Below are 12,414 nucleotides of genomic sequence, written 5' to 3'. Positions count from 1 at the left end.
CCGTTCAGTGGTCGGCGCAGCACTGCTGCTGGTGCTGGAGCTCGAACGGGATGAGGACGTTGCCGGCGGCGGGCTGGAGCTGGAGGACCAGGCGGCCGTCGCGGCGGAGCGGGCGGAGGAAGTCGCAGGTGTCGACCAGGGCGTCGTCGGCGACCGGCTGACCGCCGACGGCTTCCAGGTGGTCGATGTTGCAGCGGGTCCGGAGTTCCGCGCCCGGGCGGGTGATGGCCAGGCCGACGTTCTGCCCGGCCAGGTGGTCCCGGACCGGTTGGGCGAGGTCCGCCGTACTCGTCAGGGACACCGCGACGTGCGGACGGTCGCCGCCCGACACCATGTGGGTGCAGGCGACGACCGGTCGGTCCATGGCGTCGAGCAGGTCGTACAGCAGGTGGTCGGCCGCGGCCGTGTCCCGGCTGTCCGCGTCGATGGCGATGATCACTTGGGCAGCACCCAGATGGGGTTCGTGTAGAACCACGGGTCGACCCACGGGTCCGCGTCGCCGACCACGTCGAGGGCCGGACCGGCCGGGTCGACCGCCGCGCCGAGGTACCCGGGCTGGCTGCGGTGGCCGTCGGTACCGCGAACCCGCAGGGGGTCGTGCGAGTGCCCCATCACATGTCCTCTCGGAAACCGGATCCGGGCCGGATCATCACCCACCCCGATGACCACCAGATGTTCTCCCGGTGAACCCACCGCCGCCCCACCTGCGACCCAATCGCAACACCCGCGACCCATGGACAGCGCAAAGTCGCGAAGCTTCAATGGGTCGCGGGGGGAAATCATGAACGGAGAACCGCATTCACGCACGCATCGTCACCACACCGGTCACCTCGGTCACGAGCACGGCAACGCCACGCTGGCGGCGATCGGCGGAGTGGCCGTCGGGGTCATCGTGGTCCTGCTCATCTGGCTGGTGGTGCTGATGACGAACAAGGACGACCCGGTGCGCGACGCGGCCAGTACGCCGCAGCAGCCGACAACCGCAGCACCCGCACCGGTCACGACGCTGACCGTGCCTCCGTCGGCCAAAGGCACGACGACCTCATCCGTACCTGCGCCACCGAAGGTGGTCGGCGATGTACGTTCGTTGCCTGCGGGGTTGTTCTGCCGTGATCTGAAGGCCAAAGGCTTCAGCTACGTGGCGGCGATCGACTACTGGCGGCTGCATGGCCAACCGAACCAGATGGATGCCGATCGCAACGGAATCCCGTGCGAGACGGTATATCCGCGCAGCGATGTCGCCGCATACTGGAACGGCCGGGAGACCAGCGGAGCCGCTCCGCTGGGATCCGGACTGCTGTGCCGTGACCTCGCAGCCCGCGGAGCGACGTACGCCCAGGCGGTCGCCTACTGGTGGTACTACGACAGGCCGCTGCGGATGGATGCGGACAAGAACGGGATTCCCTGCGAGACGGTGTACTCGGCCGCAACGGTCAACGCCTTCTGGTACCCGTGACGCGTCCCGTCTGGGCAGTATTCCTGGCGGCCGCGGTGGCTGTCACGGCCACCGGACTGTTCGCGCTGTCTGCGATCGGCGTGTTCGATGATGCACAATCCGGCCAAGCCAGTCCGCCGCCGACGAACAATCCCCGGACTACGACGCCTGCCCGGCCGACAACTACGACTGCGCCGACTCCGACTCCAAGCGGTCGGGCCACGGTCACCGCACCAGTGCAGTCGCCAGCCGCGCGGGTTCGGTATGTGTTTCCGGTTGGAGGGTGTCGGGGGGATGCTTCGGGGAGTCATCATGACTATCCGGCGGCGGACATTTTTGCGGCGGTGGGGTGCCGGTTCGTGTCGCCGGTTGATGGGCGGGTGGACGAGGTGACGCGGGTCGACGGGTGGCATGCGACGACGAATGTGGGGCGGGATCGGGGTGGGCTGTCGGTTTCCGTTGTGGGGGTCGACGGGGTTCGGTACTACGGGTCTCATTTGTCGGCGATCGCGGGCGGGATCCGGCCGGGGGTAGCGGTCCGGGCCGGGCAGACGCTGGGGCTGACCGGCAAGACCGGGAGTGCTCGTGGGACGCCACCGCATCTGCATTTCGGGATCAGCTGGCCGACGGCTCCGGGCAAGTGGTGGATCCGGCGTGGGGCTGTGCCACCACAGTCCTTCCTGGCCAGCTGGCACGGCGGTGGGCAGCTGTCACCCGTCTCGTCGGTTGCCAAGGTCCGGCGTGCGTACGGCGTCGATCGTGGATGCCGGTCGTACTGCTAGCGCGAAGGCGGCGCCCAGGAGCAGGCCGCCGAGCGGCATCAGGTCCAGGTTGGCGGTGATGACGGCGAAGCCGGCCGCCAGCAGGATCGGGGACCAGACCGGCAGGCGGCGGTCGAGCACGAGGAGTACCGCCAACGCGAGCAGTCCGATCAGGAACAACGCGGGGCCAACGGTGGACAGCGGTTCGTAGATGCCCAGGTTGCCCGGCCAGCGGTCGTACTCGTCGCTGATCCGCGACATACCAGCCCGGTCCTCGGCGCGGAAGCCGACCATGAGGTCCACCAGGATCACCCGGACGAACGCCGCCACTCCCAACAGCCCGACCACCACAGCCGCTGTCCCAACGCCCCGTCGCCGGATCAGCTCACCGCGAGCGAGGACAAGCACGACGGCGAACAGCAGCATCCCGGCCAGGAACAGCAGATGTCCGACCGTCCACCACAGTCCCGGCCCGTGCGAGCCGTCCATCCCGTCGATCAACCGAACGATGCCGTAGGCAACCAGCAGCCCGGCCGCGATCATCCCTAGTCTCTTCATTCCTCCAGCGTCGTCACCACAACCACGCACCACATCGCCGAGAAGAGGGAGCTTGCGGCAACTACTGGTTCGTGGGAGTGACCAGACCAGTCTCGTACGCCGCGATGACGGCCTGGACCCGATCGCGGAGGTCGAGCTTGGTGAGGGTGTTGCTGACATGGGACTTGACGGTGTGTTCGCTGACGGTCAGGGCAGCGGCGATCTCGGCGTTCGACAAGCCGCGGGCGAGGAGGACGAGTGTCTCCCGCTCGCGGCTCGTGAGTACGTCGAGCGCAGCGGCCGGCGTACTGCGGGGACGGCTCCGGGTCAGATCGGCGATCAGGCGACGGGTGACACTCGGCGCGAGCAGAGACTCGCCGGCCACCACAACGCGCACGGCGTGCACCAGGTCGTCCCGCCGAACATCCTTCAGCAGGAACCCACTGGCCCCGGCGTACAACGCGTCGTACACGTAGTCGTCGGAGTCGAAGGTGGTGAGCATGACCACCTTCGCCGGGGTGCTCGCGCAGATCGTGCGGGCCGCGGCGAGGCCGTCGACGCGCGGCATCCGGACGTCGAGGAGAGCTACGTCGGGCGTGAGAGCCCGGACAAGCTCGACCGCCTCGGCACCATCGGCCGCCTCACCGACGACCTCGATATCGGGTTGCGCGTCCAGGATCATCGCGAAACCGCTGCGTACCAGCTCCTGATCGTCGGCCAGTACCACCCGGATCATGAAACCCCTTCCAGATAAGGCAATCTGGCCCGTACCTCGAACCCGCCACCACCCAACGGCCCGGCTTCCGCGAAGCCACCACAGGCAGCGGCGCGTTCGCGAATCCCGACCAGCCCGTGCCCGCCCGCCGACACCTCGGCGCCGATCCCGTCGTCCGTGATCGACAGCTCCAAGCCCGCCTCCGACCAGTCCAGCCGTACGGCGACCCGCTGGGCGCGCGCATGCTTCACCGTGTTCGTCAGCGCCTCCTGGACGATCCGGTACACCGCGACCTCGGTGTCCGGCGCCATCGCACGTCGTACGCCGGTCTCCTCCAACGACGCCGTACCCGTCACCAGGTCCGGCAGCGAAGCCAGCGTCGGCTGCGGCGCCCGGTCCTCGCCCGCCTTGAGTACGCCGAGCAGCCGCCGGAGCTGCACCATCGCGTCCCGGCCGGCGTCGGCGATCGCGTCGAAGGCGCGTTCGGCCCGGTCCGGATCGGTGCGTACGACGACCGGCCCCGCCTCGGCCTGGACGACCATCAGCGTGACCGCGTGGGCCAGGATGTCGTGCATGTCTCGGGCGACCCGGGCCCGTTCCTCGGCGGCGGCCCGGGCGGCCTCCGACACACGCTCCCGCTCGAGTTGAGCGGCGCGTTCGCGATGACTGCGTTCGAGCGAGCCGGCCAGGAAGGCGGCAACCGGCAGCAGGAAGGTGAACATGAACTCGTCCAGGTCGTTGTGCTTGAGCAGCAGCGACGCCGGCGGGAACGTGACCAGGATGACGACGAGCAGCCCGATTCGCTGCCACCGTTTGTGGCCGAGGCTGGCGAGCGTGTAGATCGCGACCAGGCCACCGTACTGCAGGTTCTGACCCGGTCGATGGTGGAGCGAGACCAGCACCGCGGCCGCGCCGACGACGACCATCACGCCGAATGGCCAGCGGCGGCGCCAGAGCAGCGGGATCACGGTGGCCAGGTTGGCGACGACGCCGAGCGCTGTGATGGCTCCGGGTTCGCGGCCGATGAACGGCACCGAGGACGCGACGCCGACCGCGAGCACGACGGCGACGTCGATCATCCGATCTCGCGTGCGTGGACCGGGGATGCCCAGCCGCTCGAGTCCGCCCATCGCATCAGTCTGTCTCACCCGAGTCCTGCGGACCTGGCTCCCACGACGGAGATCAGCCCGGCGCACTCCGTCGTACGAGTGAGAGCCGGTGCAGGATCGTCCGCGAGACGGTCTTGAAACCGAGAGAGTCGTAGAGGCGGGTGGCGCCGGTGGGGCTGTCGACGTCGACGCCCAGGGCCGAGCGGTCGCAACCGTCGGTGCGGGCGATTCGGAGGCTGGTGCTGATCGCGGCGCGGGCGAGACCCTGGCACCGGTACTCGCGACGGGTTCCGACCTGGCCGATCCAGAGCTCGCGGTAGCCGGTGCGTTCGGTGTCGATCGGGAACTCGTACCCGAACGCGTACGCCGCGACCCGGTCGGCGTCGAGGACGACGCTCGACCACTCCGCCCGGAAGTGGCGGCTGCCGGTGAACCACCGGCGCCATGCCGCGTCGTCCTTCTCACTGACTCCCCAGTGGTCCCGGAAGATCTCGTTGTGCGCCAGCCGCAGCCGTTCGTCGTACGACGGCTCGAATCTGATGATCGTGAATCCGGCGGGCAGCGGCCGCGCGCTGACGGGCTGATCGTCGTACCAGCGACGCATCACCTCGAAGTAGCGGACCGGTTGGAAGCCCTGGGATGCGAGCATCGCGAGGGCGCCGGTGGCGATCGCCTCGACTTCGACGTCGACCACGTCGGCGGCGCGCTCGCGGGCCCGGTTCGTCTGCCAGGCGAGGAGTGGACCGCCAAGGCCGGTCCGGCGCGATCGTGGATGGATACCGCCTTTCGCCTCCGCGACCGACTGCCCGTCACGCACCTGCGGCGGATCGACGAGGCCGTAGCCGGCCAGCCCGTCGGCATCGCACACAGCCATTGAGTCCTTGGCCAGGTCGAGGTCCGCGATGGCATCGGAGAAGCCTTCCGCGGTGACGTACTGACCGCTCTGGTCTGCCTCGGCGATCGCGTTCGCCACCTCGACCACGGCCGGCACATCCTCAGGCCGTAGTGGTCTCGTCGTCACCCCGGCCGGCCAGTCCACGCCGCAACAGTAGAGCCTCAGGACTCCGGGCCGAACACCTGGCGGATCTCGGACTCGCCTTCCCAGCCCGGCCAGGTCTGGCGATGAAGATCCATGAAACGTTTGGTCCAGTGGACGACCTCGTCGCGGCCGGCCACGTCGTAGACCGCGTACGCGCCGAGCGGCAGCCCGTCGTCTCGCGGCCCTTCACTGACGGTCAGCGTCCCGGCGGAGACGACGACCCGGGTAGCGGTTGCCACCGGCAACAGACCGGCGGTGTCGACCAGCACCCCGCTCCGGACTGCCTCCGCGCCGAGGGCGGCGATCCCCTCCGCCAGCTCCGGCGGTGGAAACCCGTAATCCTCGGCGGCACGCAGTACGGCGATGAACCGCATCAGCGGGCCCGGCCCTCGTGCAGCATCCCGATCGACTTCTCGATCCGCCGGTCCCGGGTGGCGTCGGTCTTCGCGGACGTCACCTGCAGCACGTGCCACTGCTGCTTGCTGTAGCTCAGCGTCTCCCAGAACTCCTTGGCCTTCCCGTCCGCCGCCAACGCGGCAGCAAGCTCCTCGGGTACCTCGAGCACCCGCTCGGCCGTGTCGAGTTCGACGTCGACCTCCATCACCCCACCGGGTACGACGCCTGCCTCGGTACGACGTTCAGCGCTGAAACCCAGCAGATAGCGGCCACCCATCCGGGCGATCGAGGTGCGGAAGGTGTAGCCGTTGACGGTGACACAGACCTTCGGGTGACCGCCGCCGCCGAGCGCCTCGACGACGTCGGTGGGTACCTCGAAGCCGGCGGTGTTCTTGCCCGTGGACAAGAGTTCGGCAGTGAACTTCATCGGACCTCCTCCGTCCGAGCGTGGAGCATCAGAAGGGTCAACCAGGTCCAGCCGAGGATCACGGCGACGGTGAAACCGAGGTTGCCGACGGTGCTGCCGCCCCCGGTGGACAGGCCGACGAGGCTGAGGAAGTAGACGACACCGGTGACCAGGGAGAAGCGGGACCAGCCTCGCTCGTTCTGGCGGGCGAACCTCCGGCTGAGCACGCAGCAGGCGACGATCAGGCCGATGAACCCGATGAACCCGGCGATGACGTGGCCGAAGCCATGCCAGCTGACGCTGTCCGGGATCCCGGGGGGCGTACCGATCGGGAAGCCGTCGGCCGGGTCGGCCCGCATCAGACCGGCAACGGCGACGCCTGCGCCGTACAGGACGAGTCCGCCGACGGCCCAGCGGGATCGGAGTCCGGCGCGGCGCAGCGCGAGAGCGCCGACGACCGTGAGCAGGCCGGTCACGACCATCATCGTCGAGTGGATCCAGCCGCCGTTGCCGTTCGCGAGCAGGCTCAGCGAGTGCCTGCGGATGTCGTAGCCGTCGCGGACGATCGCCTCGATGGTGCCGATGCCGACGTACAGCGGGCCGGCGATCGCACCGGCGAGTAGGAGTGGTGGTGCGGATTGCTTCGTCATGGTTGTCATGGCGGCAAGCCTGGAGCGAACCACTTCAGAAAACCTTTGGAGGACCTAGTCTGAGCCGCATGCGTTTCGGCGTACTGGGTCCGGTCACCGCGTGGACCGACGATGGCCAGGCGGTGCGGATCCCTGATCGCAAGGTGCGGGGGCTGCTGGCCGACCTGCTGCTGCACGCCGGCCGCCCGGTCGCCGTGACGGCGCTCATCGACGATCTGTGGGGTGACGAACTACCTGGCAACCCGACCGCGACGCTGCAGACCCGGGTGTCCCAGTTGCGTCGCGCGCTGGAGGATGCCGAGCCGGGTGCTCGAGACCTCGTACAGACCGGACCAGCCGGCTACCTGATCGCAGTGGCACCGGAGGCGGTCGACTCGGGCCGGTTCCGTGCCCTCGCCACTCGTGCTCGGCAGACCGGCAGCGCCCGGATGCGCGCCGCGACCCTCGCCGACGCGCTCACGCTGTGGCGCGGTCCGGCGTACGCCGATGTGGCGCAGGAAGCGTTCGCCCGGGCGACGATCGACCGGCTCGACGAGGAGCGGCTCGCGGTCCAGGAGGCGTACGCCGAAGCGCGGTTCGTGCTGGGTGAGCACGAGGTCCTTGTCGCCGAGCTGGCGGAGCTCGTCGCGCGTCATCCGTTGCGGCAGCGGCTGCGCGCCGTACAGATGAAGGCGCTGCATCGGTCCGGGCGGCAGGCCGAGGCGCTGGAGAGTTACGGCGACCTTCGAGATCGGTTGCGGGACGAGCTCGGGCTCGATCCGAGCGCAGAGCTGGTAGCGCTGCATCAGGAGATCCTGACCGAGGAGCCAACTGCGACGGCCACGGCGAAGAGCAACCTTCCGGCCGGGCTCACGGAACTGATCGGCCGGGACGCGGCGGTCGACGACGTGGTGGAGCAGCTTGAGTCTGGGCGGCTCGTAACACTGACCGGCGCGGGTGGGGTCGGCAAGACGAGCCTCGCGCTCGCGGCCGCTCGCCGCGTCGACTCACCCGACGGGGTCTGGCTGGTGGAGTTGGCCGCGCTCGATCCGGGCGCCTCCGTGCGCGAGCTGTCGGCGCTGGTCGAGGCGACCGTGCAGCCGGGTGCCGACGTACTTGTTGTCCTCGACAACTGTGAGCACGTGATCGAGGCGGCCGCGGAGGTTGCGACCGGACTCCTGCGCTCGCCTGGTCTGCGGATTCTCGCGACCAGCCGCGAACCCCTGTCGATTGCCGGCGAACACCGGCGGCCGGTCCCTCCGTTGGACCTGCCGACAGCCGGCGCCGACGCGGCCGAGAGTGCGGCGGTCCAACTCTTCGTCGCCCGCGCCGAGGCCGCCGATCCGCGCTTCCGGCTGACCGCTGACAACACCGATGCGGTCATTGCGTTGTGCCAGCGGCTGGACGGTTTGCCGCTTGCGCTGGAGCTGGCCGCGATCCGGGTGGGCGCGATGGACGTTCACGACCTCGTCGACCGCTTCGACAACCGCTACCGCCAACGCGGTCTGCCCGATCGGCAGCAGACCCTGTCGGCGATGGTCGAGTGGAGCTGGGACCTGCTCGGCGAACCCGAACGCGCCGTGCTGCGCCGGCTCGCACCACATCCCGGCGGGTGCACGCTGGCCGCGGCCGAGGCGGTGTGCGCGGGTGACGACGTACCGGTGGCTGAGGTTGCGGAGCTTCTGACCAGGCTCGTCGACCGGTCGCTCGTCGTCCGTGTGGATGGAACGTCGGGGTCGCGCTATCGGTTGCTGGAGACGGTCCGCGCGTTCTGCCTGCAGCGGTTGGACGATGCCGGCGAGCTCGACGCGACGCGACGGCGGTATCAGCGGTACTTCGAGGGATTGGCGCAGCACACCGAACCACGGCTGTACGGACACAGCGACCTGTTTGCCTACTTGGGCGGGCTGTACGGCGAGTCCGCCCCGCAACGATCTCCATCCACCGCGGCGTTGCGGCCGCGAATCGAGACCGTGGTGTCGCGCGACGGGACACCGATCGTGGTCGAGGTGTACGGCGACAGTGGTCCGGCGATCGTTCTCGTCGGTGGGGCGCTGAACGACCGGCGGACATTCATTCCCTTGGCGAAACGGTTGGCCGGTGGGTTCACGGTCGCGACGTACGACCGTCGCGGCCGCGGGGACAGTGGCGACGTGCAGCCGTGGGCGGTCGAGCGTGAGCTGGAGGACCTGGCCGCGGTCGTCGACGTCGTGGGAGGTTCGGCGTACGCGCTGGGTGTCTCGACGGGTGCCGTGTTCGCGGCGGAAGCCGCCGCGCAGGGGGTTCCGATCCGCGGGCTGCTGCTGATCGAACCGCCGTTCATCCTCGACGACACCCGATCCGTGCCGGTCGATCTCGCGAACCGGCTGCACGAGCTGGTCGCGCAGGACCGGTACGGCGACGCGACCGAACTGTTCCTGGTGACAGCCGTGGAGATGCCGGCCGAGGTGGTCGCACCGCTGCGGAACGCCCCGCTGTGGAAGGACCTGGAGGCACTGGCCCCGACGCTTGTGTACGACGTACTGCTGATGGACGACTTCACGATCCCGGCTCACTGGGCGACCGCGATCACCGTGCCGACGCTGGTGATCGACGGCGGCGAGAGCCGGGATTGGCGGCGCAACACCGCGCGGATCGTGGCGGACCTGCTGCCGCAAGGCCGGCGGCTGACGATGGACGGTCAGCCGCACGATGTCGACCCGGAGGTGCTCGGCCCGATCGTGGCGGAGTTCATCACCGGGAGCTGAGGATGTCGAGACAGCCGAGCTGACTCCGACGTACCGGACGTGTGAGCTGATCGGCAGCTCGACGGACTCAGGAGACACTGTGGCTCAGCCCGTTCTGAACAGCATGTTGCTCGGCACTGCCGACCCCGACCGGTTGAAGGCCTGGTATCGCGACGGCTTCCACGCGGAGGTCGACGGCCACGGCAACCTGAACCTCGGCGGGTTCGGCCTGGTCGTCGAGCACCGCGACGACGTCGCCGTGAAGACCGCCGAGCCTGGCCGGTGCATCGTGAACTTCGCCGTCGACGACATCGAGGCGACGGCCGCGCACCTGCGCACGCTCGAGGTGGAGTGGCTGGTCCAGCCGGAGGACCGCGGCATCGGCTGGTTCGCGACGCTGATCGATCCGGACGGCAACTACGTCCAGCTGATCCAGATGCGGCCGGAGTACTACGCCAACCTCTGACCAACGAAACGTCCGCACCGGACCTTGGGGATCCCGGTGCGGACGTGGTTCTCGGTTTCAGGTGGTGCTGTCAGGCGCATGTGTGCAGGGGAGAAACGGCGGCAAGCGAGGGGCAGACCGCCCACACTCGCTTGCCGCCTAGTGCTCCGCACCCGGTGCGGAGCACTTCAACCGATGCCTTCAGGTGATCGAGGTGAGGTTCTCGACCGGCCGCGTTTCCGGGTGGGTTGTCTGGTGAGAAAAGGAACGCGAGAAGGTACCGGGGGCTTCCTCAGCGGGGTGCTACGTCCCACATGCGCTCGCCGGGCAGGGGGTCGGGGAGCCGGTCCACGGCGGGCATCGGGTCGTTGGTGACCCGAAGTCCGGCGAAGCGACGGCTCATGGCGTGTGCGTACCGTTCGGCCAACGCCGGCTCGGCGTTGTAGTCGGCGATCACGTGCTCACCGAACCAGACTCGGACGCGTCGGCGCTCAGACGTCTGGGTGGCGGTCGCGGTTGTCACTGGTCCTCCTGGCTGTCTTTCGAGATGTGCGGCCTGGGAACGCGGAGCGAGCGCGGTGCCGGTGCGCCGTGTGTTCACCGTCACGTCAGATCCAACGGAAGACGCGGACGCTAAGTCACGCCTCGATCGCGATTTGTCCGGCTGTGGGCAAACTTTTTCGAGACCGGGCAGGACCCAATTCTTCGAGCAGGTTTTCGACTGTCGTGATCGTCAGTCGAACGGCCCGCGCACGGAGACGCCGCCGTCCAGCACGACCTGCTGGCCGGTCATGTACGCCGAAGCGTCCGAGGCCAGGTAGACGACGGCAGCAGCCACCTCTTCCGACCTGCCGAACCGGCCTACCGGGATCTCCTCGACGACCTCGGCGTCCACGTTCTCGTTGGCCACCGCGGTCGCGATCGCACCGGCCGCCGCCACGTTCATCCGGATGCCGTCGCCGGCGTACTCGGCAGCGACCGTCCGGGCCAGGCTGAGCAGTCCCGCCTTCATCACGCCGTACGCCGCTTGGTGTGGTGCCGCCATGAAGCCGGTCACCGAGCCGACGCTGACGATCGCGCCGCCGCTGCCCTGGTCGAGGAACACCCGTAGCGCCGCCCGGACCGCGCGCGCCACGTAGCGGAGGTTGACCTCGTAGATGGTGTCCCAGTCCTCGTCGGCCATCTCGTGCAGCTTGACCGCCGGCACGAACGCGACCTGCCCGCCGACCACTGTGACCAGCACGTCGAGCCCGCCGAGATTTTCGACCGCTGCGGCAACCATCGCCTCGACGTCCTGTAGTGAACGGACATCCCCGGTCACGGCGTACGCCGTCGCGCCGTGCTGGCGCAGCGCCTCGGCCGCCTCTTCGGCCCGGCCGAGGTCAATGTCCGCGACAGTCACCGCGGCTCCCTCGGCCCCGAAAGCCGCACTGACGGCGCGTCCGATCCCGCCGCCGCCTCCACCGATCACCAGTGCTCGTTTGCCGTTCAACCGCATGCCCGCGAGGGTAGATGATCGAGGCGTTCAGATTCACAGGGTTTCCTCAGGAACGACACGCCGGGCTGTCGGAACGACTCCGTACGCTGGAGACGTGACCATCGAAGACGCTGGAACGAAGGCACTGGCGGTCCCTGAAAGAGTGGCCGACGGAGTCGTGCAACCATCCGATCGGGTCCACCCCAACGGCCTCGAGGCTGTCCAGACCGAGCACTTGATCGGCAATGTCGGCGACGCGCTCCGTCTGCTCGACGCGGTGGAGCGAGTCCGCGGCCACGCGCATCCACTCATCCTCGGCCTGCAGGACGCGGTCGGGATGAAGATGCCGGCCGCGCTGATGCTGAACGCGATCGCGAACGGCCGCCGCACCGCGGACGACGTGGCAGAGCAGGTCGGTACGACTCCGGGCGAGGCGGAGCTGGCGATCGCCGAGCTCGAGGCCCTCGGCATGGTCCGGACCACCCCGGGGCTCGCGGTGACGTCGCTGGGTCAGGCGCGGCTGTCACAGCTGGACGGCCTGACGGTCCGCGTTCTCGACGTGATCACAGGGATTCTCGGGCCGACCGACGCGGCCCACCTGGTCCGTCTCCTGCACACCGTTGCCGACGGCCTCGAATCCGCCGCCGTCACGGCCACCGTGACGCAGGCGATCCCACAGGTGGCTCTGCACAACTGAGTTCGCCGCGGTGTCGAAGAGCCCTCGACAGCCTCGACGTAC

16 protein-coding genes are annotated in these 12,414 nt (G+C 69.0%); 5 read left to right on the top strand and 11 right to left on the bottom strand.

The features are described from left to right. Positions 1-4: 4 nt before the first annotated feature. A complete protein-coding gene (locus OG817_RS38565) occupies positions 5-439 on the bottom strand; it encodes a hypothetical protein (RefSeq protein ID WP_406049886.1) in 435 nt (144 codons plus the stop codon). Further along, positions 436-612: a hypothetical protein gene (locus OG817_RS38560; RefSeq protein WP_406049885.1), complete on the bottom strand. Its 177-nt coding sequence runs from the start codon at positions 610-612 to the stop codon at positions 436-438. Before OG817_RS38560 ends, OG817_RS38565 begins: the two co-directional genes overlap by 4 nt. 169 nt (positions 613-781) lie before the next feature. Between OG817_RS38560 and OG817_RS38555 the strand changes: the two genes are divergently transcribed. Both OG817_RS38555 and OG817_RS38550 read left to right on the top strand, forming a co-directional pair. Beyond that, the gene (locus OG817_RS38555) at positions 782-1,456 is read left to right on the top strand and encodes a hypothetical protein (RefSeq protein ID WP_406049884.1); all 675 of its coding nucleotides are present in this window, start codon (positions 782-784) and stop codon (positions 1,454-1,456) included. Beyond that, positions 1,354-2,217 carry a M23 family metallopeptidase gene (locus OG817_RS38550; RefSeq protein WP_406049883.1) on the top strand — a complete coding sequence of 288 codons (864 nt, stop codon included), beginning with the start codon at positions 1,354-1,356 and terminating at the stop codon, positions 2,215-2,217. The genes OG817_RS38555 and OG817_RS38550 overlap by 103 nt, the downstream gene beginning before the upstream one ends. Here the strand turns inward: OG817_RS38550 and OG817_RS38545 are convergent. The 7 genes from OG817_RS38545 to OG817_RS38515 all read right to left on the bottom strand — a co-directional run bounded on the left by OG817_RS38545 (position 2,146) and on the right by OG817_RS38515 (position 7,057). Then, positions 2,146-2,754, bottom strand: a complete 609-nt coding sequence (locus tag OG817_RS38545) for a hypothetical protein (RefSeq protein WP_396397135.1) — start codon at positions 2,752-2,754, stop codon at positions 2,146-2,148. The two genes, OG817_RS38550 and OG817_RS38545, sit on opposite strands and share 72 nt — an antisense overlap. A gap of 61 nt (positions 2,755-2,815) precedes the next feature. Continuing rightward, on the bottom strand, positions 2,816-3,469 hold the full coding sequence (locus OG817_RS38540) for a response regulator (RefSeq protein ID WP_406049882.1): 654 nt from the start codon (positions 3,467-3,469) through the stop codon (positions 2,816-2,818). Then, entirely contained in the window at positions 3,466-4,578 is a 1,113-nt protein-coding gene (locus OG817_RS38535; protein ID WP_406049881.1) for a sensor histidine kinase, read from the bottom strand. Before OG817_RS38535 ends, OG817_RS38540 begins: the two co-directional genes overlap by 4 nt. A 52-nt stretch (positions 4,579-4,630) precedes the next feature. After that, positions 4,631-5,596 carry a GNAT family N-acetyltransferase gene (locus OG817_RS38530; RefSeq protein ID WP_406049880.1) on the bottom strand — a complete coding sequence of 322 codons (966 nt, stop codon included), beginning with the start codon at positions 5,594-5,596 and terminating at the stop codon, positions 4,631-4,633. 17 nt (positions 5,597-5,613) lie between these two features. Continuing rightward, positions 5,614-5,970: a YciI family protein gene (locus OG817_RS38525; RefSeq protein ID WP_406049879.1), complete on the bottom strand. Its 357-nt coding sequence runs from the start codon at positions 5,968-5,970 to the stop codon at positions 5,614-5,616. After that, positions 5,970-6,419 carry a YdeI/OmpD-associated family protein gene (locus OG817_RS38520; protein ID WP_406049878.1) on the bottom strand — a complete coding sequence of 150 codons (450 nt, stop codon included), beginning with the start codon at positions 6,417-6,419 and terminating at the stop codon, positions 5,970-5,972. Before OG817_RS38520 ends, OG817_RS38525 begins: the two co-directional genes overlap by 1 nt. Next, complete coding sequence (locus OG817_RS38515) at positions 6,416-7,057, bottom strand: DUF998 domain-containing protein (protein ID WP_406049877.1); 642 nt, start codon at positions 7,055-7,057, stop codon at positions 6,416-6,418. Before OG817_RS38515 ends, OG817_RS38520 begins: the two co-directional genes overlap by 4 nt. Positions 7,058-7,116: 59 nt before the next feature. On the opposite strand from OG817_RS38515, the gene OG817_RS38510 reads away from it, so the two are divergent. Both OG817_RS38510 and OG817_RS38505 read left to right on the top strand, forming a co-directional pair. Then, positions 7,117-9,774 carry an alpha/beta fold hydrolase gene (locus OG817_RS38510; protein ID WP_406049876.1) on the top strand — a complete coding sequence of 886 codons (2,658 nt, stop codon included), beginning with the start codon at positions 7,117-7,119 and terminating at the stop codon, positions 9,772-9,774. Between the two features lie 79 nt (positions 9,775-9,853). After that, complete coding sequence (locus tag OG817_RS38505) at positions 9,854-10,219, top strand: VOC family protein (RefSeq protein WP_406049874.1); 366 nt, start codon at positions 9,854-9,856, stop codon at positions 10,217-10,219. 271 nt (positions 10,220-10,490) lie between these two features. Here the strand turns inward: OG817_RS38505 and OG817_RS38500 are convergent, their stop codons facing one another. Together OG817_RS38500 and OG817_RS38495 are read right to left on the bottom strand one after the other, a co-directional pair. Beyond that, complete coding sequence (locus tag OG817_RS38500) at positions 10,491-10,721, bottom strand: hypothetical protein (protein WP_012924486.1); 231 nt, start codon at positions 10,719-10,721, stop codon at positions 10,491-10,493. A 210-nt stretch (positions 10,722-10,931) separates the two neighbouring features. Continuing rightward, the gene (locus tag OG817_RS38495) at positions 10,932-11,696 is read right to left on the bottom strand and encodes an SDR family NAD(P)-dependent oxidoreductase (protein ID WP_406049872.1); all 765 of its coding nucleotides are present in this window, start codon (positions 11,694-11,696) and stop codon (positions 10,932-10,934) included. 94 nt (positions 11,697-11,790) lie between these two features. On the opposite strand from OG817_RS38495, the gene OG817_RS38490 reads away from it, so the two are divergent. Further along, positions 11,791-12,372 (top strand): MarR family transcriptional regulator, encoded by a 582-nt coding sequence (locus OG817_RS38490; protein WP_406049871.1) that lies wholly within the window; start codon positions 11,791-11,793, stop codon positions 12,370-12,372. The last annotated feature ends 42 nt before the right edge of the window (positions 12,373-12,414 follow it).

The sequence above is a fragment of the Kribbella sp. NBC_00889 genome (genome assembly GCF_045207705.1).
GTDB lineage: Bacteria > Actinomycetota > Actinomycetes > Propionibacteriales > Kribbellaceae > Kribbella.
The sequence above is the reverse complement of the archived record's forward strand: the minus strand, read 5'-3'. Positions and strand labels throughout refer to the sequence as shown.

Excerpts from the sequence above, each read along its gene's own strand:
- OG817_RS38560 (WP_406049885.1), bottom strand. The coding sequence starts at position 612 with ATGGGGCACTCGCACGACCCCCTGCGGGTTCGCGGTACCGACGGCCAC.
- OG817_RS38555 (WP_406049884.1), top strand. The coding sequence starts at position 782 with ATGAACGGAGAACCGCATTCACGCACGCATCGTCACCACACCGGTCAC.
- OG817_RS38545 (WP_396397135.1), bottom strand. The coding sequence starts at position 2,754 with ATGAAGAGACTAGGGATGATCGCGGCCGGGCTGCTGGTTGCCTACGGC.
- OG817_RS38540 (WP_406049882.1), bottom strand. The coding sequence starts at position 3,469 with ATGATCCGGGTGGTACTGGCCGACGATCAGGAGCTGGTACGCAGCGGT.
- OG817_RS38535 (WP_406049881.1), bottom strand. The coding sequence starts at position 4,578 with ATGGGCGGACTCGAGCGGCTGGGCATCCCCGGTCCACGCACGCGAGAT.
- OG817_RS38525 (WP_406049879.1), bottom strand. The coding sequence starts at position 5,970 with ATGCGGTTCATCGCCGTACTGCGTGCCGCCGAGGATTACGGGTTTCCA.
- OG817_RS38520 (WP_406049878.1), bottom strand. The coding sequence starts at position 6,419 with ATGAAGTTCACTGCCGAACTCTTGTCCACGGGCAAGAACACCGCCGGC.
- OG817_RS38515 (WP_406049877.1), bottom strand. The coding sequence starts at position 7,057 with ATGACAACCATGACGAAGCAATCCGCACCACCACTCCTACTCGCCGGT.
- OG817_RS38510 (WP_406049876.1), top strand. The coding sequence starts at position 7,117 with ATGCGTTTCGGCGTACTGGGTCCGGTCACCGCGTGGACCGACGATGGC.
- OG817_RS38495 (WP_406049872.1), bottom strand. The coding sequence starts at position 11,696 with ATGCGGTTGAACGGCAAACGAGCACTGGTGATCGGTGGAGGCGGCGGC.